Source organism: Streptomyces fumanus, from assembly GCF_014655295.1.
GTDB classification, from domain to species: domain Bacteria; phylum Actinomycetota; class Actinomycetes; order Streptomycetales; family Streptomycetaceae; genus Streptomyces; species Streptomyces fumanus.
The window spans coordinates 121,277-140,045 of sequence record NZ_BNBI01000009.1 but is presented as its reverse complement, the minus strand read 5'-3'; the positions used below and the strand labels follow the sequence as shown (position 1 = coordinate 140,045).

The 18,769-nt window shown below is 73.0% G+C and carries 19 protein-coding genes; 7 read left to right on the top strand and 12 right to left on the bottom strand.

The genetic code is table 11. From position 1 onward, the window contains the following. The first annotated feature begins 184 nt into the window (after nt 1-184). A complete protein-coding gene (locus tag IE316_RS20730; RefSeq protein ID WP_190205928.1) occupies nt 185-961 on the top strand; it encodes a SigE family RNA polymerase sigma factor in 777 nt (258 codons plus the stop codon). 226 nt (nt 962-1,187) lie between these two features. On the opposite strand, the gene IE316_RS20725 is transcribed toward IE316_RS20730, so the two are convergent. Next, the gene (locus IE316_RS20725) at nt 1,188-1,790 is read right to left on the bottom strand and encodes a uridine kinase (RefSeq protein WP_373311258.1); all 603 of its coding nucleotides are present in this window, start codon (nt 1,788-1,790) and stop codon (nt 1,188-1,190) included. Nucleotides 1,791-1,969: 179 nt separating this feature from the next. Here IE316_RS20725 and IE316_RS20720 point away from each other — a divergent pair, with 179 nt between their 5' ends. Beyond that, nucleotides 1,970-2,410, top strand: a complete 441-nt coding sequence (locus tag IE316_RS20720) for a hypothetical protein (protein ID WP_190205926.1) — start codon at nt 1,970-1,972, stop codon at nt 2,408-2,410. A 73-nt stretch (nt 2,411-2,483) separates the two neighbouring features. On the opposite strand, the gene IE316_RS20715 is transcribed toward IE316_RS20720, so the two are convergent. From IE316_RS20715 to deoC, 3 genes are read right to left on the bottom strand one after another with little or no spacing between them, the layout of a single operon-like run. Continuing rightward, complete coding sequence (locus tag IE316_RS20715) at nt 2,484-3,374, bottom strand: aldehyde dehydrogenase family protein (protein WP_190205925.1); 891 nt, start codon at nt 3,372-3,374, stop codon at nt 2,484-2,486. Further along, a complete protein-coding gene (locus IE316_RS20710; protein ID WP_190205924.1) occupies nt 3,367-4,803 on the bottom strand; it encodes an aldehyde dehydrogenase family protein in 1,437 nt (478 codons plus the stop codon). Before IE316_RS20710 ends, IE316_RS20715 begins: the two co-directional genes overlap by 8 nt. Nucleotides 4,804-4,808: 5 nt before the next feature. Continuing rightward, complete coding sequence (gene deoC, locus IE316_RS20705) at nt 4,809-5,768, bottom strand: deoxyribose-phosphate aldolase (protein WP_190206171.1); 960 nt, start codon at nt 5,766-5,768, stop codon at nt 4,809-4,811. Nucleotides 5,769-5,859: 91 nt separating this feature from the next. On the opposite strand from deoC, the gene IE316_RS20700 reads away from it, so the two are divergent. Further along, nucleotides 5,860-6,564 (top strand): PH domain-containing protein, encoded by a 705-nt coding sequence (locus tag IE316_RS20700; protein WP_190205923.1) that lies wholly within the window; start codon nt 5,860-5,862, stop codon nt 6,562-6,564. A 361-nt stretch (nt 6,565-6,925) separates the two neighbouring features. Here the strand turns inward: IE316_RS20700 and IE316_RS20695 are convergent, their stop codons facing one another. Continuing rightward, nucleotides 6,926-8,557, bottom strand: a complete 1,632-nt coding sequence (locus IE316_RS20695) for a phospho-sugar mutase (RefSeq protein WP_190205922.1) — start codon at nt 8,555-8,557, stop codon at nt 6,926-6,928. Nucleotides 8,558-8,810: 253 nt separating this feature from the next. On the opposite strand from IE316_RS20695, the gene IE316_RS20690 reads away from it, so the two are divergent. Continuing rightward, nucleotides 8,811-9,209, top strand: coding sequence for a DUF6281 family protein (locus IE316_RS20690; RefSeq protein WP_190205921.1), 399 nt, complete (start codon nt 8,811-8,813; stop codon nt 9,207-9,209). A 78-nt stretch (nt 9,210-9,287) separates the two neighbouring features. Here IE316_RS20690 and IE316_RS20685 read toward each other — a convergent pair whose 3' ends face one another. Beyond that, entirely contained in the window at nt 9,288-10,112 is an 825-nt protein-coding gene (locus IE316_RS20685) for a purine-nucleoside phosphorylase (protein ID WP_190205920.1), read from the bottom strand. A 111-nt stretch (nt 10,113-10,223) separates the two neighbouring features. Continuing rightward, entirely contained in the window at nt 10,224-10,661 is a 438-nt protein-coding gene (locus IE316_RS20680) for a gamma-glutamylcyclotransferase family protein (RefSeq protein WP_190205919.1), read from the bottom strand. Nucleotides 10,662-10,745: 84 nt separating this feature from the next. Between IE316_RS20680 and IE316_RS20675 the strand changes: the two genes are divergently transcribed. Beyond that, complete coding sequence (locus tag IE316_RS20675; protein ID WP_190205918.1) at nt 10,746-12,194, top strand: NAD(P)H-quinone dehydrogenase; 1,449 nt, start codon at nt 10,746-10,748, stop codon at nt 12,192-12,194. A gap of 193 nt (nt 12,195-12,387) precedes the next feature. After that, nucleotides 12,388-13,365, top strand: coding sequence for a DeoR/GlpR family DNA-binding transcription regulator (locus IE316_RS20670; RefSeq protein ID WP_190205917.1), 978 nt, complete (start codon nt 12,388-12,390; stop codon nt 13,363-13,365). An 82-nt stretch (nt 13,366-13,447) separates the two neighbouring features. On the opposite strand, the gene IE316_RS20665 is transcribed toward IE316_RS20670, so the two are convergent. Further along, nucleotides 13,448-15,220 (bottom strand): acetyl/propionyl/methylcrotonyl-CoA carboxylase subunit alpha, encoded by a 1,773-nt coding sequence (locus IE316_RS20665; protein ID WP_190205916.1) that lies wholly within the window; start codon nt 15,218-15,220, stop codon nt 13,448-13,450. 364 nt (nt 15,221-15,584) lie between these two features. On the opposite strand from IE316_RS20665, the gene IE316_RS20660 reads away from it, so the two are divergent. Beyond that, nucleotides 15,585-16,046 (top strand): hypothetical protein, encoded by a 462-nt coding sequence (locus IE316_RS20660; RefSeq protein ID WP_190206170.1) that lies wholly within the window; start codon nt 15,585-15,587, stop codon nt 16,044-16,046. On the opposite strand, the gene IE316_RS20655 is transcribed toward IE316_RS20660, so the two are convergent. The 4 genes from IE316_RS20655 to IE316_RS20645 all read right to left on the bottom strand — a co-directional run bounded on the left by IE316_RS20655 (nt 16,015) and on the right by IE316_RS20645 (nt 18,719). Next, the gene (locus IE316_RS20655; protein WP_190205915.1) at nt 16,015-16,635 is read right to left on the bottom strand and encodes a nucleoside triphosphate pyrophosphatase; all 621 of its coding nucleotides are present in this window, start codon (nt 16,633-16,635) and stop codon (nt 16,015-16,017) included. The genes IE316_RS20660 and IE316_RS20655 overlap by 32 nt on opposite strands. 33 nt (nt 16,636-16,668) lie before the next feature. Beyond that, entirely contained in the window at nt 16,669-16,797 is a 129-nt protein-coding gene (gene mmpB / locus IE316_RS35980) for a morphogenic membrane protein MmpB (protein WP_268257648.1), read from the bottom strand. 113 nt (nt 16,798-16,910) lie between these two features. Continuing rightward, a complete protein-coding gene (locus IE316_RS20650) occupies nt 16,911-17,120 on the bottom strand; it encodes an acyl-CoA carboxylase subunit epsilon (protein WP_190205914.1) in 210 nt (69 codons plus the stop codon). Between the two features lie 9 nt (nt 17,121-17,129). Then, the gene (locus IE316_RS20645; RefSeq protein WP_190205913.1) at nt 17,130-18,719 is read right to left on the bottom strand and encodes an acyl-CoA carboxylase subunit beta; all 1,590 of its coding nucleotides are present in this window, start codon (nt 18,717-18,719) and stop codon (nt 17,130-17,132) included. Nucleotides 18,720-18,769: the final 50 nt, after the last annotated feature.

Here is an 18,769-nt window from a genome sequence, read left to right as displayed (position 1 = left end):
CGAGGGCCGGACCCGGGCCCCCTTACCGCCTGACCATGAGGAGAAACGGTGTTGCCCCTGTGACAGGCCGTTGTGACAGTGCTGTGACAGTCGGCGGACACGGCGATGAAGTGACCCCGGCAGGATCTTCCGCACGGGGGACACAGCGAGCCGGACACCAGAACTCCACGACGGGGGGCGCGAGATGAACAAGCTGCACGGCAACAGCACCAGCGCAGTGGTCACGCGTCTGCACGACGTGCAGGGCCGGGGACCGGAGCGGACCGGTGCCGAGGGGGGCACTCCCCGCGCGAGCGCGTTCGAGCGCGGGGGAGGACGGGGATGCGCCCGCGGCACCGGGCGTCAGCACACCGGGTACATGACGGTGATCGACGCCCGTGGGGGGGAGACGCACGGGGGAGCCGCGTACGGGGAGGCCGAGGGGGAGCGTCGCGCGCTGACCGAGGCGGAGTTCACCGCCTACGTCCAGGAGCGCCGCGCCTCCCTGTACGCCACCGCCTACCACCTGACCGGGGACCGCTTCGAGGCCGAGGACCTGCTGCAGAGCGCGCTGTTCTCGACCTACCGGGCGTGGGACCGGATCAGCGACAAGGCGGCGGTCGGCGGCTACCTCCGCCGGACCATGACCAACCTGCACATCAGCGCCTGGCGGCGGCGCAAGCTCAACGAGTACCCGACCGAGGAACTGCCGGAGACGCCCGGCGACACGGACGCGATGCGCGGCACCGAACTGCGCGCGGTCCTGTGGCAGGCGCTGGCCAAGCTGCCCGAACTCCAGCGCACCATGCTGGTCCTGCGCTACTACGAGGGCCGCACGGACCCGGAGATCGCGGACATCCTCGACATCAGCGTCGGCACGGTGAAGTCCAGCATCTGGCGGTCGCTGCGCCGCCTGCGCGAGGACGAGGTCCTCAGCTTCGGCCGTGACCGGGAGGACGCCTTCGGCGAACTGGTCGCCTGAAGGCAGGGGGAAAGAAAAAAAGTCGGAGCCCGGGTGTATCAGGGGGTGGGTACCGGGCTCTTACTCACAGAGGAAACACCACGGGGGACACGGGGGACACGGGGGAACGCAAGGAGAACGGGGGAAAACCGGGGGATACGGGGGATACGGGGGAAGCACGGGGGAGCAGGAAGGAAGCGGGACTGGAGGGCCGGGGGGTCCGTCCAGTCCCGCTTCTGCTGTGTCCTCAGGCCGCTGTACGGCTCGGTGCGCGCCGGCCCGCCGCGGCGGCGGCCAGCCGGCCCATCGCCTCGTCCCGGTCGCAGGCATGGGCGCCCAGGGCCGTCTGACGGGCGACGATCGACCGCTCCTGCCGCATCAGCCGCCAGCCCCGGCGCAGCAGGAACGGCACCGACTTGCGGCCCTCCCGCAGATCCCGCAGGAAACGCCGGCGGAACGTGGTCAGCGGGCCGCGGCTCAGGCAGAGCGCGTCGGCGAGCACGCCCAGCTCCCGGCAGCGGGCGACGATCTCGGCGGCGAAGACGCCCTCCGCGATGAACAGCGGGGTCCGCCCGATGTCGACCGTCTCCCGCCCGGTGCGGGCGCTCAGCGCGATGTCGTACACCGGCACGCGGGTACGGCCCGTGCGGCACAGCTCCACGATCGCGGCGACGGCCGTCTCCGCGTCCCACGAGCCCGGGTGGTCCCAGTCGATGTCCGTGCTCCCGGCCACCAGGGGCAGCGTCGGATCGGTGCCCTCCTTGTAGAAGTCGTCGAGCCGCAGCACCGGCAGACCGGAGCGGGCGGCGAGGAGGGACTTGCCGGAGCCGGAAGGGCCGCAGAGCAGCACGACTCGCGTGGATGTCGACGGATGGGAGGTCACGGGACACCAGTGTGCGGCATCCCTCGTACGGGCGACGACCCCCCGGTCCGGCTTTGCCGCGCGCGTCACATCTCCCCTACGCTGTGCGCCAATCCGATTACCCTCCGAAGTGCCCGCAGGGTACTTCCCGGCCCGAGGCGGCAGCGATGGCCCGACACGCGTCCCCCCGCACCCCGACCGTCCGGCGCGCCCTGGCCGTCCTCGCCACCGCCGGGGCCGCCCTCGGCGCGGGCGCGGCGACCGCGTCCGCGACCGTGCCCCTGCCCCCGCCCGCACCTTCGTCCGCGTCCCCGTCCTCGTCGTCCGGCGAGGCCCCGCTGCTCGGGGAGACCGACGCGGAGGCCGGTCTGCGGGCGGTCGCCGGCTCGGTCGGTCACGCCGCCGGGCCGGTCGCCGGGCTGCGGCCCAACCCGCTGGCCGGCACCGGCGTCGACCCGCTCGACAACGGCGTCGGCACCCAGGTGGCCGACCTCCCGCCGCTGACGTCGACGGCCCTGACCGGGCCGGTCGCGCAGGCCGAGTCCGTCGGGACGATCCCGGTCGCGGGGCGCGCGACCGAGCTGGTGGACAAGGCCACCCGGGGCTGAACGGCGAGGCGGGCCGCGCCTCCCCGGACGGCGGGGGAGGCCCGGCCCGGGCCGGGCGGCGGGCCCGGCCGGGTCAGTACGACGAACCGGCGGCGCCCAGCGCGCCCGTCGGGTGCCAGACCGTCTTGGTCTCCAGGAACGCCGTCAGACGCTCCAGGCCCGGGGTCGCCGACCAGTCGTCCACAGGCTGTGGACGCACGACCCGCTTGAGGTTGTCCGCCGCGGCGGTCTCCAGCTCCTTCGCCAGCGCCTCGTCGGCGCCCGCCAGGTCGATCGCGTTGACGTCCTGGTGCGCGGCCAGCGGCGCCGCGATCTCCGCCGTACGGCCGGAGAGGATGTTGACCACCCCGCCGGGGACGTCGGAGGTGGCGAGCACCTCGGCGAGCGACAGGGCGGGCAGCGGGGACCTCTCCGAGGCCACCACGACCGCCGTGTTGCCCGTGGCGACGACCGGGGCCAGCACCGAGACCAGGCCGAGGAACGAGGACTCCTGGGGGGCCAGCACCGCGACCACGCCCGTCGGCTCGGGGGAGGAGAGGTTGAAGTAGGGGCCCGCGACCGGGTTGGCGCCGCCCACCACCTGGGCGATCTTGTCGGTCCAGCCCGCGTACCAGACCCAGCGGTCGATCGTCGCGTCCACGACCGCGGCCGCCTTGGACTTCGACAGCCCCTCGGCACCGGCCACCTCGTGGACGAACTGCGCCCGGCGGCCCTCCAGCATCTCCGCGACCCGGTACAGGACCTGGCCGCGGTTGTACGCCGTGGCGCCCGACCAGCCGCCGAACGCCTTGCGGGCGGCGACCACCGCGTCCCGGGCGTCCTTGCGGGAGGAGAGCGGCGCGTTGGCCAGCCAGTCGCCCTTCACGTCCGTCACCTCGTACACCCGGCCGCTCTCGGAACGCGGGAACTTCCCGCCGACGTACAGCTTGTAGGTCTTCAGTACGGACAGTCGTGCGTCAGACATCGAGGTACGCCTCCAGGCCGTGGCGGCCGCCCTCGCGGCCGAAGCCCGACTCCTTGTAGCCGCCGAACGGCGACGTCGGATCGAACTTGTTGAACGTGTTGGACCAGATCACGCCCGCGCGGAGCTTGTTCGCGACCGCCAGGATGCGCGAGCCCTTCTCCGTCCAGATGCCCGCGGACAGGCCGTACGGCGTGTTGTTGGCCTTGGCGACCGCCTCGTCCGGGGTGCGGAAGGTCAGCACCGACAGGACCGGGCCGAAGATCTCGTCGCGGGCGATGGTGTGCGCCTGGGTGACGCCGGTGAACAGCGTCGGGGCGAACCAGTAACCGGCCGACGGCAGTTCGCAGGGCGCCGACCAGCGCTCGGCGCCCTCCGCCTCGCCCTGGTCGGCCAGCGCGGTGATCCGGGCCAGTTGCTCGGCGGAGTTGATCGCGCCGATGTCCGTGTTCTTGTCCAGCGGGTCGCCCAGCCGCAGGGTGGTCAGGCGGCGCTTGAGCCGGTCGAGCAGCTCGTCGTGGATCGACTCCTGCACCAGCAGCCGCGAGCCCGCGCAGCAGACCTGGCCCTGGTTGAAGAAGATGCCGCTGACGATGCCCTCGACGGCCTGGTCGATCGGGGCGTCGTCGAAGACGATGTTGGCGCCCTTGCCGCCCAGCTCCAGGGTGAGCTTCTTGCGGGTCCCGGCGAGGGTGCGGGCGATCTCCTTGCCGACGGCCGTGGAGCCGGTGAAGGCGACCTTGTCCACGCCCGGGTGGGCGACCAGGGCGGCGCCGGTGCGGCCGTCGCCCGTGACGATGTTGACGACGCCCTTCGGCAGCCCGGCCTGGCGGCAGATGTCCGCGAAGAACAGGGCGGACAGCGGGGTGGTCTCGGCGGGCTTCAGCACCACCGTGTTGCCGGTCGCCAGCGCCGGGGCGATCTTCCACGCCAGCATCAGCAGCGGGAAGTTCCACGGGATGACCTGGCCGGCCACGCCCAGCGGGCGGGGGGCCGGCCCGAAGCCCGCGTGCTCCAGCTTGTCGGCCCAGCCCGCGTAGTAGAAGAAGTGCGCGGCGACCAGGGGCAGGTCGGCGTCCCGGGTCTCCTTGATCGGCTTGCCGTTGTCCAGGGTCTCCAGCACGGCCAGCTCCCGGCTGCGCTCCTGCACGATGCGGGCGATCCGGAAGAGGTACTTGGCGCGCTCGGCGCCGGGCAGCGCGGACCAGGTCTCGAACGCCTTGCGGGCGGCGGCGACGGCACGGTCCACGTCCGCCTCGGTGGCCTCGGCGACCTCGGAGAGGACCTCCTCGGACGAGGGGGAGACGGTCTTGAAGACCTTGCCGTCGGCCGCCTCGGTGAACTCGCCGTCGATGAACAGCCCGTAGGACGGGGCGATGTCGACGACCGCGCGGGACTCGGGCGCCGGTGCGTACTCGAATGCGGATGCCATGGGGATCAGTCCACCGTCACGTAGTCGGGGCCGGAGTAGCGGCCGGTGGCCAGCTTCTGACGCTGCATCAGCAGATCGTTCAGCAGCGAGGAGGCGCCGAAGCGGAACCAGTGGCTGTCCAGCCAGTCCGCGCCGGCCGTCTCGTTGACCAGCACCAGGAACTTCAGCGCGTCCTTGGCCGTGCGGATGCCGCCGGCCGGCTTCACGCCCACCTGGATGCCGGTCTGGGCGCGGAAGTCGCGGACCGCCTCCAGCATGAGCAGGGTGTTGGCCGGTGTGGCGTTGACCGCGACCTTGCCGGTGGAGGTCTTGATGAAGTCGGCGCCGGCCAGCATGCCGAGCCAACTGGCGCGGCGGATGTTGTCGTACGTCGACAGCTCGCCGGTCTCGAAGATGACCTTCAGGCGCGCGTCGGTGCCGCACGCCTCCTTCACCGCGGCGATCTCCTCGTACACCTTGAGGTACTTCCCCGCCAGGAACGCCCCCCGGTCGATGACCATGTCGACCTCGTCGGCGCCCGCCGCGACCGCCTCGCGCACGTCGGCGAGCTTCACGGCGAGGGAGGCGCGGCCCGCCGGGAAGGCGGTGGCCACCGAGGCGACCTTCACGCCGGAACCGGCGACGGCCTCCTTGGCGACGGGCACCATGTCCGGGTAGACGCAGACCGCGGCCGTGGCCGGCGCGGTGCGGTCGGCCGGGTCGGGGCGGACCGCCTTGGCGCCCAGCGCCCGGACCTTGCCCGGGGTGTCCGCGCCCTCCAGGGTGGTCAGGTCGACCATCGAGATGGCCAGGTCGAGCGCGTACGCCTTCGCGGTCGTCTTGATGGAACGGGTGCCGAGCGCGGCGGCCCGGGCCTCCAGGCCGACCGCGTCGACACCGGGCAGCCCGTGCAGGAAGCGGCGCAGCGTGCTCTCGGACGCGGTGACGTCCGGCACCGGGCTCGCGGCGGGAGTATGAGTGGGCATGGTCACCAGACGAGCATATCTACGCGCGTAGCGGCTGTACACCCCCCGGCTCCCCGGGGCACTGTCCGAGCCGTCGGGCACAATCGGCAGCATGACCACCCCGGAACATCCGTCACCACCGCCGCCGCCCTCGGTCCCGCAGACCAGGGACCGCGCCTACCGCTCGCCCGCGGGCATCGCCGGCGGCGTGCTGCTGCTCGCCATCGCCGGCTGGCTCGGCATCGACGCGGTCGTCGCCGGCGAGGGCCGCACGCCCTGGCTGGCGCTGGCCACGCTGCTGCTGGTGGTGCCGGTGGTGGTCGCCTACACCGTGCGGCCGGCCGTGTTCGCCGGTGAGGACCGGCTGCGGGTGCGCAACCCGCTGCGGGTCGTCGTGCTGCCCTGGGGCCGGGTGGCCTCGCTGCGCTCCGGTTACTCCAACGAGGTGGTCGCCGACTCCGGCGCCAAGTACCAGTTGTGGGCGGTGCCGGTGTCGCTGCGGGCCCGCAAGAAGGCGGCGCGGCAGGAGACCCGGCGGGCGGCGGGCGAGGCCCCGCGCGGGGGCCTGTTCGGCGGGCGCGGGGGCGGTGGCCCGCTGGGCGCGGCCGGTGCTGACCGGGCGGCGGCCCTGGCGGCCGACGACGGGCCGGTGCGGGCGGAGACCGACCGGATCATGGACGAGCTGCGGGCGCTGCGCGAGGCCCGGGAGAGCGAGCCGACCGCCCAGGGCGAGGTGACCGTGCGCTGGGCGTACGAGGTCATCGCCCCGGCGGTGACGGGGGCGGTGCTGCTGGCGGTGTTGCTGGCGCTGGGGTGACCGGGCGGGCGCGGCCGGGCCGCGGTTCCCGGCGGGTCGGGCTCGCCGAGGTGGGCCGGGGCTCGGGTCCCCGGCGGGCCGGGTTCGCTGAGGTGGGCCGGGGCTCAGGTCCTCGGCGGGCCGGGTTGCGGTCTTCGGTGGGGCGGGTTCGCTGAGGTGGGCCGGGTTGCGGTTTTCGGTGGGGCGGATTCGCCGAGGCGGGCCGGGGCTCGGGTCTCCGGCGGGCCGGGTTCGCTGAGGTGGGCCGGGCTCGGGTCCCCGGCGGGGCGGACTCGCCGAGGCGGCCGGATCCCGGTTTCCCGGTGGGCCGGGCGGCCCCCGTCGAGGAGGCTGCCCGGCCCACCGGTGACCCGGGTCCGGGTCAGAGGCCGAGGGCGGCCGAGAGGTCCTGCTTGATGCGGGTCAGGCGGTCCGTCGCGGTGGCCCGCGCCGCGGGCAGACCGGCGCGGGAGGCGACGGGGACGACGACCTCCAGGTAGCACTTCAGCTTGGGCTCCGTGCCGCTGGGGCGGACGACGACCCGGGCGCCGTCGAGCGTGTAGCGCAGCCCGTCCGTGGGCGGCAGCCCCCCGGCGCCGTGCGTCAGGTCCTCGGCCCGAGTCACCGGCAGGCCCGCCAGCGCGCCCGGCGGCCGCTCACGCAGCCCGCGCATCGCGTCCGTGATCAGCGACAGGTCCGCGACCCGCACCGCCAACTGGTCGGTGGCGTGCAGCCCGTGCTCCACCGCGAGGTCGTCGAGCAGGTCGAGCAGGGTCCGGCCCTCCTCCTTCAGCTCCGAGGCCAGCTCGGTGACGAGCAGCGCGGCGGTGATGCCGTCCTTGTCCCGTACGCCGTCGGGGTCGACGCAGTAGCCGAGGGCCTCCTCGTAGCCGTAGCGCAGGCCCTCCGCGCGGGCGATCCACTTGAACCCGGTGAGGGTCTCGGTGTGCCGCAGGCCGGCCCGCTCGGCGATCCGGCCGAGCAGCGAGGAGGAGACGATCGACTCGGCGAACGTGCCGCGCGCCCCGCGCCGGACCAGGTGCGCGGCGAGCAGCGCGCCGACCTCGTCGCCGCGCAGCATCCGCCAGTCGGCGCCGTCCCGGACGGCCACCGCGAGGCGGTCGGCGTCGGGGTCGTTGGCGATCACCAGGTCGGGGCCGGCCTCCCGGGCGGTGGCGAAGGCGAGGTCCATCGCCCCCGGCTCCTCCGGGTTGGGGAAGGCGACCGTGGGGAAGTCCGGGTCGGGCTCGGCCTGCGCGGCGACGAGCACGGGCGCGGGGAAGCCGGCCCGGGCGAAGGCGGCGAGCAGGACGTCCTTGCCGACGCCGTGCATCGCCGTGTAGACGGTCCGGGCGGTCCGCGCGGAGCCCGGCGCGAGGACCGCGTCCGTACGGGCGAGGTAGGCGTCCAGCACCTCGTCGCCGAGCACCTCCCAGCCGCCGTCCGGACGGGGTACGTCCGCCAGGGACCGGACGGCGTCGATCCCGGCGGCGATGCCGGTGTCCGCCGGGGGCACGATCTGGGAGCCGTCGCCGAGGTACACCTTGTAGCCGTTGTCGCGCGGCGGGTTGTGACTGGCGGTCACCTCCACGCCCGCGACGGCGCCGAGGTGCCGGACGGCGAAGGCGAGGACGGGGGTCGGCAGCGGGCGCGGCAGCACGGCGGCGCGCAGACCGGCACCGGTGAGCACGGCGGCGGTGTCCCGGGCGAAGTCGGCCGACTTGTGCCGGGCGTCGTAGCCGATGACGACCAGACCGTCCTCGTGGCCCTGCTTCCTCAGGTACGCGGCGAGCCCGGCGGCGGCGCGGATGACGACCGCGCGGTTCATCCGCATCGGACCGGCGCCGAGTTCACCGCGCAGGCCGGCGGTGCCGAACTGCAGGGTGCCGGAGAAGCGGGCGGTGAGTTCGGTGACGTCACCGGCGTCGATGAGCCCGGCCAGCTCGGCACGGGTCTCCGGATCGGGGTCCTCGGCCAGCCAGGTTTTGGCGGTGGCGATGACATCGGCGTGCACGGGGGCAACCTCTCGTTTCTCTTCGGTGCGGGGCGGTGCGCGTTCCACCGGGCCGGTCGGCTGGATCGCGCAGGCCGGGGGCCCAGCGGGCCCCCAACCGTAACGCTGTCCCGCGCTGGGCATGTTCTCGGACCGAAGGACATCTACGGTTGTCCGACGAGGGCGAGGACCCTCGGCACGGGTGACGTCCTCGGCCTCCGCGGCATCCACTGACCCGGAGCCGACGCTCCACGCTCTCGGAGGAGGCACCAAGGTGAAGGCCGTGTTCCCGGTCGGACGGAACACCATCTCGCGGGCACTGGTGGCGGTGGTCACCGTCCTCGTGTCCACCGCCTGCGCGACGTCGGGCGACGGAGAGTCCGAGGCGTCCTGCGAGTTCCGGGTCGAGTACGACGGGCGGATGTACTCGGACGTGGCCCATGCCGAGTTCGAGGCCGGGAGGAAACTGGGACCAGCCGTCCTGCCGGGATGTGACGACTCACCGGGTGACGGCCATGCCTCGCCGGACTCGACGGTCGCCTACGCGATCGAAGGGGTCGACCCGCGCGTCGCCATCGCGGTGGACGACGCACCGGAGGACGTCCTCCTCGTCGTCCAGTCCCTGGAGGGCGATCTCCCGCCCGAGGTCAAGAAGCTGATCAAGGGCTCCTGACGCCGGTTGCGGGGTGCCACCGGCACCCCGCAACAGGTCCGATCCGGCGAGAGCGCGGCGACCGGTCCTCGACGGTGCCTACAGCCGCCCCAGCACCTGAGCCAGCAGCGAGCCCATCCGGGCCGCCGAGTCCCGGCCGGCCTGGAGTACTTCCTCGTGGTTGAGGGGCTCGCCCGTCATCCCCGCCGCGAGGTTGGTCACCAGGGAGATGCCCAGCACCTCCGCCCCCGCCTCCCGGGCCGCGATGGCCTCCAGCACCGTGGACATGCCCACCAGGTCCGCGCCGATGACCCGGGCCATCCGGATCTCCGCCGGCGTCTCGTAGTGCGGGCCGGGGAACTGGGCGTAGACGCCCTCCTCCAGCGACGGGTCGACCTCCTTGCACAGCGCCCGCAGCCGCGGCGAGTACAGGTCGGTCAGGTCCACGAAGTTCGCGCCGACGATCGGCGAGGTCGCGGTGAGGTTGATGTGGTCGCTGATCAGCACCGGCTGGCCGGGACGCATCCCCTCGCGCAGCCCCCCGCACCCGTTGGTGAGGATGACCGTCTTCGCCCCGGCGGCGACGGCGGTGCGCACGCCGTGCGCGACGGCGGCGACGCCGTGGCCCTCGTAGTAGTGGGTGCGGCCGAGGAAGACCAGCGCGCGGCGGTCGCCGAGCCGGTACGAGCGGACCTTGCCGCCGTGGCCCGCGACCACCGGCTGCGGGAACCCGGGCAGGTCGGTGACCTGCAGCTCGGCCTCGGGGGTGCCGAGCGCGTCCACGGCCGGCGCCCAGCCGGAGCCCATCACGAGGGCGACGTCGTGGGTGTCGGCGCCGGTCAGTTCGCGCAGGCGGGCCGCGGCGGCGTCGGCGGCGGCGTAGGGGTCGCCCTGGATGTCGTCCGGAAGAAGAGATGCGTTCACGCGGATGAGGGTAACCGCTCCCGGCCTACGCGCGTAGATGATGGAGCCAACGGCGTCCTGATCGTTGCCCCCTTGTTTCCGACCGGGCCTTGCGTACCGGGCCGGCCGGCCTCAGCAGGGCCGTTTGCGCAGCTCCATCACATAGTCGTGGGGGGCGCCCGCGGACTCCGCCGCGTCGGCGATCTCGCCGAGGTAGCGGGCGGAGGGCAGGCCGCCCTCGTAGGCGTTGAGGACGTAGGTCCAGGCGCCCTCCTCGCCGTCCAGGGTGTGCGCCCGTACCCGGGTGCGGCGGTAGATGTCCAGGCCCGCGCCCTCCCAGCGGTCCAGGGCGTCCTCGTCCGGCGGGGCGATGTCGTACAGCGCGACGAAGACCTGGCAGAGCGGGTCCTCCACGAGCGTCGCCAGCGCGCCCTCCCAGCCCATCTGCTCGCCCCCGAAGGTCAGCCGCCACCCGTTGAGCCAGCCGGTGGCGCGCAGCGGCGAGTGGGGGGCGCGGCGGGACATCAGCCGCGCGTCGAGGTTGCCGGCGTACGCGGCGTAGAGCGACATGGGGGAAGGGTACGGCTTCCGCCGGATCACGGGGGCGTATCGGCCGGGCCCCCGGGGCGGCCGTCCGGCGGGGCGTACGGGACAATGGAGTACGTGACTCGGATCGTGATCATCGGTGGCGGACCCGGCGGATACGAAGCGGCGCTGGTCGCCGCGCAGCTCGGCGCGGAGGTGACCGTCGTCGACTGCGACGGTCTGGGCGGGGCGTCGGTGCTCACCGACTGCGTGCCGTCGAAGACCCTGATCGCCACGGCCGAGGTGATGACCACCTTCGACTCCTCCTACGAGGAGCTGGGCATCATCGTCGCCGACGACACCCCGCCGATGGAGCAGTCCGCCCGGGTGGTCGGCGTGGACCTCGGCAAGGTCAACCGCCGGGTGAAGCGCCTCGCGCTGGCCCAGTCGCACGACATCACCGCCTCCGTGACCCGGGCCGGCGCCCGGGTGATGCGCGGGCGCGGCCGGCTGGAGGGCATGCAGGCGCTGGACGGCTCCCGCAAGGTCGTGGTCCGGGCCGCCGACGGCACCGAGGAGACGCTCACCGCCGACGCCGTGCTCATCGCGACCGGCGGGCACCCCCGCGAGCTGCCCGACGCCCGCCCCGACGGCGAGCGCATCCTGAACTGGACCCAGGTCTACGACCTCGACGAGCTGCCCGAGGAACTGATCGTGGTCGGGTCCGGCGTCACCGGCGCCGAGTTCGCCGGCGCCTACCAGGCGCTGGGCTCCCGAGTCACCCTGGTGTCGTCCCGGGACCGAGTGCTGCCCGGCGAGGACCCGGACGCCGCCGCCGTGCTGGAGGACGTCTTCCGGCGCCGCGGGATGAACGTGATGGCCCGCTCCCGCGCCCAGTCCGCCAAGCGGGTCGGCGACCGGGTCGAGGTCACCCTCGCCGACGGGCGCGTGATCACCGGGTCGCACTGCCTGATGGCGGTCGGCGCCATCCCCAACACCGAGGGGATGGGCCTGGAGGAGGCCGGCGTCCGGCTCAAGGACTCCGGGCACATCAAGACCGACAAGGTCTCCCGCACCTCGGCGCCGGGCGTGTACGCCGCCGGTGACGTGACCGGCGTCTTCGCGCTGGCGTCCGTCGCCGCCATGCAGGGCCGGATCGCCATGTACCACTTCCTGGGCGACGCGGTCACCCCGCTGGACCTCAAGACCGTCTCGTCCAACGTCTTCACCGACCCCGAGATCGCCACGGTGGGGTACTCGCAGTCCGACGTGGACGCGGGGAAGATCGACGCCCGCGTGGTCAAGCTGCCGCTGCTGCGCAACCCGCGCGCCAAGATGCAGGGCATCCGGGACGGCTTCGTCAAGATCTTCTGCCGGCCGGGCACCGGGATCGTGGTCGGCGGGGTGGTCGTCGCGCCGCGCGCCTCGGAACTCATCCACCCCATCTCGATCGCGGTCGACAACAATCTGACGGTCGAACAGATCGCGAACGCCTTCACCGTCTACCCCTCCCTCTCGGGGTCGATCGCCGAGGTGGCGCGGCAACTGCACACCCGCAAGACCGGCGCCGAGGGCTGACCGGCCGAGGACACGGCCGGGTCCCGGCGGCCGGAAGCGGCTCCCCGCCGGTGACGGGGAGTCGCCGGGGGTGCGGGCGGCATAGTCGGGCGGACTAGGCCCTATACCACTTCTCGGTGGCCGCTGCGAACAACTTCTGTTATTCGGCGCAAACTGCTGAAAGCAGACGGTCAGCCGCGTTACTGTCAGTTTCGTGTTCGCTGCAGAACGTCGCCAATTGATCCTCGAAATGGTGCGAGCGAACGGGGCCGTGTCGCTCCGTGAACTCGCCCGCGTCGTCCAGACCTCCGAAGTGACCGTACGGCGGGACGTGCGCGCACTGGAGGCAGAAGGACTCCTTGACCGCCGGCACGGCGGTGCGGTACTGCCGGGCGGCTTCACGCGGGAGTCCGGCTTTCCGCAGAAATCCCATCTCGCGACCGCCGAGAAGACGGCCATCGCCGATCTCGCCGCGGGCCTCGTCGCCGAGGGCGAGGCCATCGTGGTCGGGGCGGGCACCACCACCCAGGAGCTGGCCCGCCGGCTCGCGCGGGTGCCCGGCCTGACCGTCGTCACCAACTCGCTGCTGGTGGCCCAGGCCCTGGCGCACGCCAACCGGGTCGAGGTGGTGATGACCGGCGGCACCCTGCGGGGCTCCAACTACGCCCTCGTCGGCAGCGGGGCCGAGCAGTCCCTGCAAGGGCTGCGGGTGTCCAAGGCGTTCCTGTCGGGCAGCGGCCTGACCGCCGAGCGGGGCCTGTCCACCTCCAACATGCTCTCCGCCTCCGTCGACCGGGCGCTGGTGCAGGCTGCCGCCGAGGTCGTGGTCCTCGCCGACCACACCAAGCTCGGCACCGACACCATGTTCCAGACCGTGCCGACGGACGTCATCACCCGGCTGGTCACCGACGAACCCCCCGCCCACGACGACCGGGCGGGCACCGAACTGCAGGCCCTCGCCGACCAGGGCGTGCAGATCGCGGTGGCCGGTACGCCGGGGGGAGCACCGGGCCCGGGCAGCGCGGGGGGTGAGGCCGGACCGGCCCGGCAGCGCCGGGACGTGGCGCTCCCCGGGCCGCGCCGTCAGGGCCCCGGCGCCGGGACGGGGTTCCGGGCGGCCACGGCCCTCGGTGAGCAGGGCGCCGCCGCGGCGGAGCAGCGGGCCCGGGTGGCCGACCTGCGCCGCCGCTGAGGGCGCCGCCGGGGACGACGAAGCGCCCGTACGGAACCGGTCTCCCGGTCCGCCGGGCGCCTCGGCGGCGTCGTACCGGACGTCAGTCCTTGATCTCGCAGATCGCGGCGCCCGAGGTGATGGAGGCGCCGACCTCCGCGGACAGGCCCTTGACGGTGCCCGCCTTGTGGGCGTTCAAGGGCTGCTCCATCTTCATCGCCTCCAGGACGACGATCAGGTCGCCCTCCTTGACCTCCTGGCCCTCCTCCACGGCGATCTTCACGATGGTGCCCTGCATCGGGGAGGCGAGGGTGTCACCGGAGGCGGCGGGGCCGGACTTCTTGGCCGCGCGGCGCTTGGGCTTGGCCCCGGCGGCCAGGCCGGTGCGGGCCAGCGACATGCCCAGCGAGGAGGGCAGCGAGACCTCCAGGCGCTTGCCGCCGACCTCGACGACCACCGTCTCGCGGCCGGTCTCCTCGTCCGCGTCGGTGTCGGCCGGGGCGGCGAACGGCTTGATCTCGTTGACGAACTCCGTCTCGATCCACCGGGTGTGGACCGTGAACGGGTCGGTGGAGCCGGTCAGCTCGGGGGCGAACGCCGGGTCCTTGACGACCGCGCGGTGGAAGGGCAGGGCGGTGGCCATGCCCTCGACGGTGAACTCCTCCAGGGCGCGGGAGGCGCGCTCCAGCGCCTCCTTGCGGGTGCGGCCGGTGACGATCAGCTTGGCCAGCAGCGAGTCCCAGGCCGGGCCGATGACCGAGCCCGACTCCACGCCCGCGTCCAGGCGGACGCCGGGGCCGGACGGCGGGGCGAAGGTGGTGACGGTGCCGGGGGCGGGCAGGAAGTTGCGGCCCGGGTCCTCGCCGTTGATGCGGAACTCGAAGGAGTGGCCGCGCAGCACCGGGTCGCCGTAGCCGAGTTCCTCGCCGTCGGCGATGCGGAACATCTCGCGGACCAGGTCGATGCCGGCGACCTCCTCGGTGACCGGGTGCTCCACCTGCAGACGGGTGTTGACCTCCAGGAAGGAGATCGTGCCGTCCACGCCGACCAGGAACTCCACCGTGCCGGCGCCGACGTAGCCGGCCTCCTTCAGGATCGCCTTGGAGGCGCGGTACAGCTCCGCCATCTGGGCCTCGGAGAGGAACGGCGCGGGGGCCTCCTCGACCAGCTTCTGGTGGCGGCGCTGCAGGGAGCAGTCACGGGTGGAGACGACGACCACGTTGCCGTGGGTGTCGGCCAGGCACTGGGTCTCCACGTGCCGGGGCTTGTCGAGGTAGCGCTCCACGAAGCACTCGCCGCGGCCGAACGCGGCCACCGCCTCGCGCACCGCGGAGTCGTACAGCTCCGGGACCTCCTCCAGCGTCCGGGCCACCTTCAGGCCCCGGCCGCCGCCGCCGAAGGCCGCCTTGATGGCGATCGGCAGACCGTGCTCCTCGGCGAACGCGACGACCTCGTCCGCGCCCGAGACCGGGTCGGGGGTGCCGGCCACCAGGGGGGCGCCGGCCCGCTGGGCGATGTGCCGGGCGGCGACCTTGTCACCGAGGTCGCGGATGGCCTGCGGCGGCGGGCCGATCCAGATCAGCCCGGCGTCCAGGACGGCCTGGGCGAACTCGGCGTTCTCCGAGAGGAAGCCGTAGCCGGGGTGGACCGCGTCCGCGCCGGACTCGCGCGCCGCCTTCAGCACCTTCTCGATGACCAGGTAGCTGGTGCCCGGGGTGTCACCGCCCAGGGCGAACGCCTCATCCGCGGCGCGGACATGGAGCGCGTCCCGGTCCGGGTCGGCGTAGACGGCCACGCTCGCGATCCCGGCGTCCCGGCACGCCCGGGCCACGCGGACAGCGATTTCGCCACGATTGGCGATGAGCACCTTGCGCACGATTGAGGCTCCCTCCTTGAAACAAGCCGAGTTTAGGGACTGCCGACACGGCACTTCGACCCGTCCCCAATGGTGAGCTTGCCCACACGGAGCGTGATTCGAGGCCCGCTCGACCCGTGAAAGTCCTTGTCGCACCGCGGTACGCAGGACTCCTCCGGAAAACCCTAGCCCCCGGGTGTGGCCAAGGTCTCTGTGAGAGCGTGCTGCGCCCCACTCGGTTTCTTTGTGGAGTCCCTACGAATGGCCCAACGATTCTTTGCCGTCCGCAGGAGTCTTGTCCCCCGGTTTACCGGTGAGTAGCGTTCATGTCGCCGAGGACCTGCTCGGGGTGACCGCAGTCGTGCTCGAAAGTGGGTGGGGGCCGGTGCGCAGACCGGTGGCGTGGACCGTGGCGGTCGTGCTGTTCGCCGAGGCGCTCGGCGTCGCGGCGCTGAACTGGTTCCTCGGGGTGGTGGTGGCCCGGCAGCGGATGTCGCTGGCCGGCCTCGACCCGGACACCATGTCGCTGTCCTCGAAGATCGGCGGAGTGGTCTTCGGGCTCTACTTCGCCCTGTGCGCCCTGGTCGCCCTGCTGGTCGCCATCCGCGACCGCCCGCCCGCCGGGCTGGGAAAGATCCTGCTGGTCAGCGCCGCCGTGGTGCACGGGCTGCTCGGCGCCTTCGCCTGGGGCCTGGCGGGCTGGCCGGTGACCCTGCTGATGGTGGGCGTCCTCGGGCTCGTCGTGCTGCTGCTGATGACGTACGACCCGCCCGAGGAGCCCCGCGACCGGGCGGCCGGGGCCGGCGGCCCGCCGGTCAGCTCCCCGCCGGCGCCCACAGCGCGGTGATGCCCACGCCCAGGTCGGCCAGCAGCCGCCGCAGCAGCGGCAGGCTCAGGCCGATCACATTGCCGTGGTCGCCGTCGATGCCGTCGATGAACGGCGCCGACCGCCCGTCCAGCGTGAACGCCCCGGCGACGTACAGGGGTTCCCCGGTGGCGACGTACGCGGCGATCTCCTCGTCGGTGGGCTCGCCGAAGCGGACGACGGTGGAGGCGGTGGCCGAGACGTGCCGGCCGGAGGCGGTGTCCCAGACGCAGTGACCGGTCTGCAGGGTGCCGGACCGGCCGCGCATCGCCTTCCAGCGGGCGGTGGCCTCCTCGGCGTCGGCGGGCTTGCCCAGGGCCTGCCCGTCCAGGTCGAGCACCGAGTCGCAGCCGATCACCAGCGCGCCGCGCACCTCGGGCCGGGCGGCCACCACGGACGCCTTGGCCTCGGCCAGGGCGAGGGCCAGCTCGGCCGGGGTGGGGGCGGTGACGGCGTCCTCGTCGACACCGCTGACGATCACCTCGGGGGCGAAGCCGGCCTGGCGCAGCAGCCCTAGCCGGGCGGGGGACTGGGAGGCGAGGACGAGTCGCCTGGGGGGCTGAGCAGTCATGCGGATCAGGGTAGTCGCGGGGGTGGCGGACGCTCACCTGAGGCCGATGACGATCATGGCGAGGGTCATGGCGAGGGCCATGAGGAGACCGAGCCGCCGGAGCATGTCCTGCGTGTCGCGCAGGTCTTGCGGCGGCTCGTTCTCGGGGTCGGACCAGAGCATGCCACTAGCGTGGGGCTTGGGGTGGGGGCTGCGCCTGAGTAGGGGTACCTAGATTGGTGGCCCCTCTCTGTGGTTCTGTGCGCGGTTCCCCGCGCCCCTGGGGGGGGACGGTCCTACGTCGGCCAGTACGTTCGGGTCCACGCTGTCGGGCCAGGGCGTGGTACCTGGGCCCGCGCTATGCGGGACGGGTCGGACCATGTGTCCCTCGGCTGGTCCGCGCCGGGCGGTTCGGGGGCTGCCGCCGCGGCGCGGGCGCGGACCACTGCCAGGGCGGCGGCCAGCTCCTCGGGGGTGGGGTTGCCCCGGACGACCTTGATGGTCACAGCGGCTCCTTACAGGGGGATGTTGCCGTGCTTCTTCGGAGGGAGGGATTCCCGCTTGGTACGCAACTGACGCAGCCCCCGCACGATGTGGGCCCGGGTGTCGGAGGGCAGGATCACCGCGTCCACGTACCCGCGCTCGGCGGCGACGTACGGGTTGAGCAGGGTGTCCTCGTACTCCTGGATCAGCCGGGCCCGGGTCGCCTCGGGGTCCTCGGCGTCGGCGATGGTGCGGCGGTGCAGGATGTTGACCGCGCCCTGGGCGCCCATCACGGCGATCTGCGCGGTGGGCCAGGCCAGGTTGAGGTCGGCGCCCAGGTGCTTGGAGCCCATCACGTCGTAGGCGCCGCCGTACGCCTTGCGGGTGATCACCGTGATCAGGGGGACGGTCGCCTCCGCGTAGGCGTAGATCAGCTTGGCGCCGCGCCGGATGATGCCGTCGTGCTCCTGGCCGACGCCGGGCAGGAAGCCGGGCACGTCCACGAAGGTGAGGACGGGGACGTTGAAGGCGTCGCAGGTGCGCACGAAGCGGGCGGCCTTCTCGGAGGCGGTGATGTCCAGGCAGCCGGCGAACTGCATCGGCTGGTTGGCGACCACCCCGACCGGGCGGCCCTCCACCCGGCCGAAGCCGGTGAGGATGTTCGGCGCGTACAGCGGCTGGGTCTCGAAGAACTCGCCGTCGTCCAGGACGTGTTCCACGACCGTGTGCATGTCGTAGGGCTGGTTGGCCGAGTCCGGGACGACCGTGTCCAGCTCGCGGTCCTCGTCGGTGACGGTGAGGTCGGCCTCCTCGGGGAAGGCGGGCGGCTCGGAGAGGTTGTTGGACGGCAGGTACGACAGCAACTGCTTGACGTACTCGAAGGCGTCCTTCTCGTCGCCGGCCATGTGGTGGGCGACGCCCGAGACGGCGTTGTGGGTGCGGGCGCCGCCCAGTTCCTCGAAGCCGACGTCCTCGCCGGTGACCGTCCGGATCACATCGGGGCCGGTGATGAACATGTGCGAGGTCTGGTCGACCATCACGGTGAAGTCGGTGATCGCGGGGGAGTAGACCGCGCCGCCCGCGCAGGGGCCGACGATCAGGCTGATCTGGGGAATCACACCGGAGGCGTGGGTGTTGCGGCGGAAGATCTCGCCGTACGCGCCGAGCGAGGCGACGCCCTCCTGGATGCGGGCGCCGCCGGAGTCGTTGATGCCGATGACCGGGCAGCCGGTCTTCAGCGCGAAGTCCATCACCTTGACGATCTTGTGGCCGTAGACCTCGCCGAGGGCGCCGCCGAAGACGGTGAAGTCCTGGGAGAACACGGCGACCGGACGGCCGTCGACGGTGCCGTAACCGGTGACCACACCGTCGCCGTACGGGCGGTTGGCGTCCAGGCCGAAGTGGGTGGAGCGGTGCCGGGCGAACTCGTCGAGCTCGACGAACGACCCCTCGTCCAGGAGGAGGTCGATGCGCTCACGGGCCGTCAGCTTGCCCTTGGCGTGCTGCTTCTCCACGGCGCGATCCGAACCGGCGTGCGTCGCTTCCTCGATACGGCGCCGCAGGTCCGCGAGTTTGCCCGCGGTCGTGTGGATGTCAGGCTGCTGCTGTTCCGGTTCGGACATCGGGATGCGGCTCCCTGCCTGCTCAGAAGGGGGGACGGTTACTCATCCGC

Excerpts from the sequence above, each read along its gene's own strand:
- IE316_RS20655 (WP_190205915.1), bottom strand. The coding sequence starts at position 16,635 with ATGACTGCTCAGCCCCCCAGGCGACTCGTCCTCGCCTCCCAGTCCCCC.
- IE316_RS20710 (WP_190205924.1), bottom strand. The coding sequence starts at position 4,803 with ATGGCATCCGCATTCGAGTACGCACCGGCGCCCGAGTCCCGCGCGGTC.
- IE316_RS20700 (WP_190205923.1), top strand. The coding sequence starts at position 5,860 with ATGACCACCCCGGAACATCCGTCACCACCGCCGCCGCCCTCGGTCCCG.
- deoC (WP_190206171.1), bottom strand. The coding sequence starts at position 5,768 with ATGCCCACTCATACTCCCGCCGCGAGCCCGGTGCCGGACGTCACCGCG.
- IE316_RS20720 (WP_190205926.1), top strand. The coding sequence starts at position 1,970 with ATGGCCCGACACGCGTCCCCCCGCACCCCGACCGTCCGGCGCGCCCTG.
- IE316_RS20680 (WP_190205919.1), bottom strand. The coding sequence starts at position 10,661 with ATGTCGCTCTACGCCGCGTACGCCGGCAACCTCGACGCGCGGCTGATG.
- IE316_RS20645 (WP_190205913.1), bottom strand. The coding sequence starts at position 18,719 with ATGTCCGAACCGGAACAGCAGCAGCCTGACATCCACACGACCGCGGGC.
- IE316_RS20730 (WP_190205928.1), top strand. The coding sequence starts at position 185 with ATGAACAAGCTGCACGGCAACAGCACCAGCGCAGTGGTCACGCGTCTG.
- mmpB (WP_268257648.1), bottom strand. The coding sequence starts at position 16,797 with ATGCTCTGGTCCGACCCCGAGAACGAGCCGCCGCAAGACCTGCGCGAC.
- IE316_RS20715 (WP_190205925.1), bottom strand. The coding sequence starts at position 3,374 with ATGTCTGACGCACGACTGTCCGTACTGAAGACCTACAAGCTGTACGTC.
- IE316_RS20675 (WP_190205918.1), top strand. The coding sequence starts at position 10,746 with ATGGAGTACGTGACTCGGATCGTGATCATCGGTGGCGGACCCGGCGGA.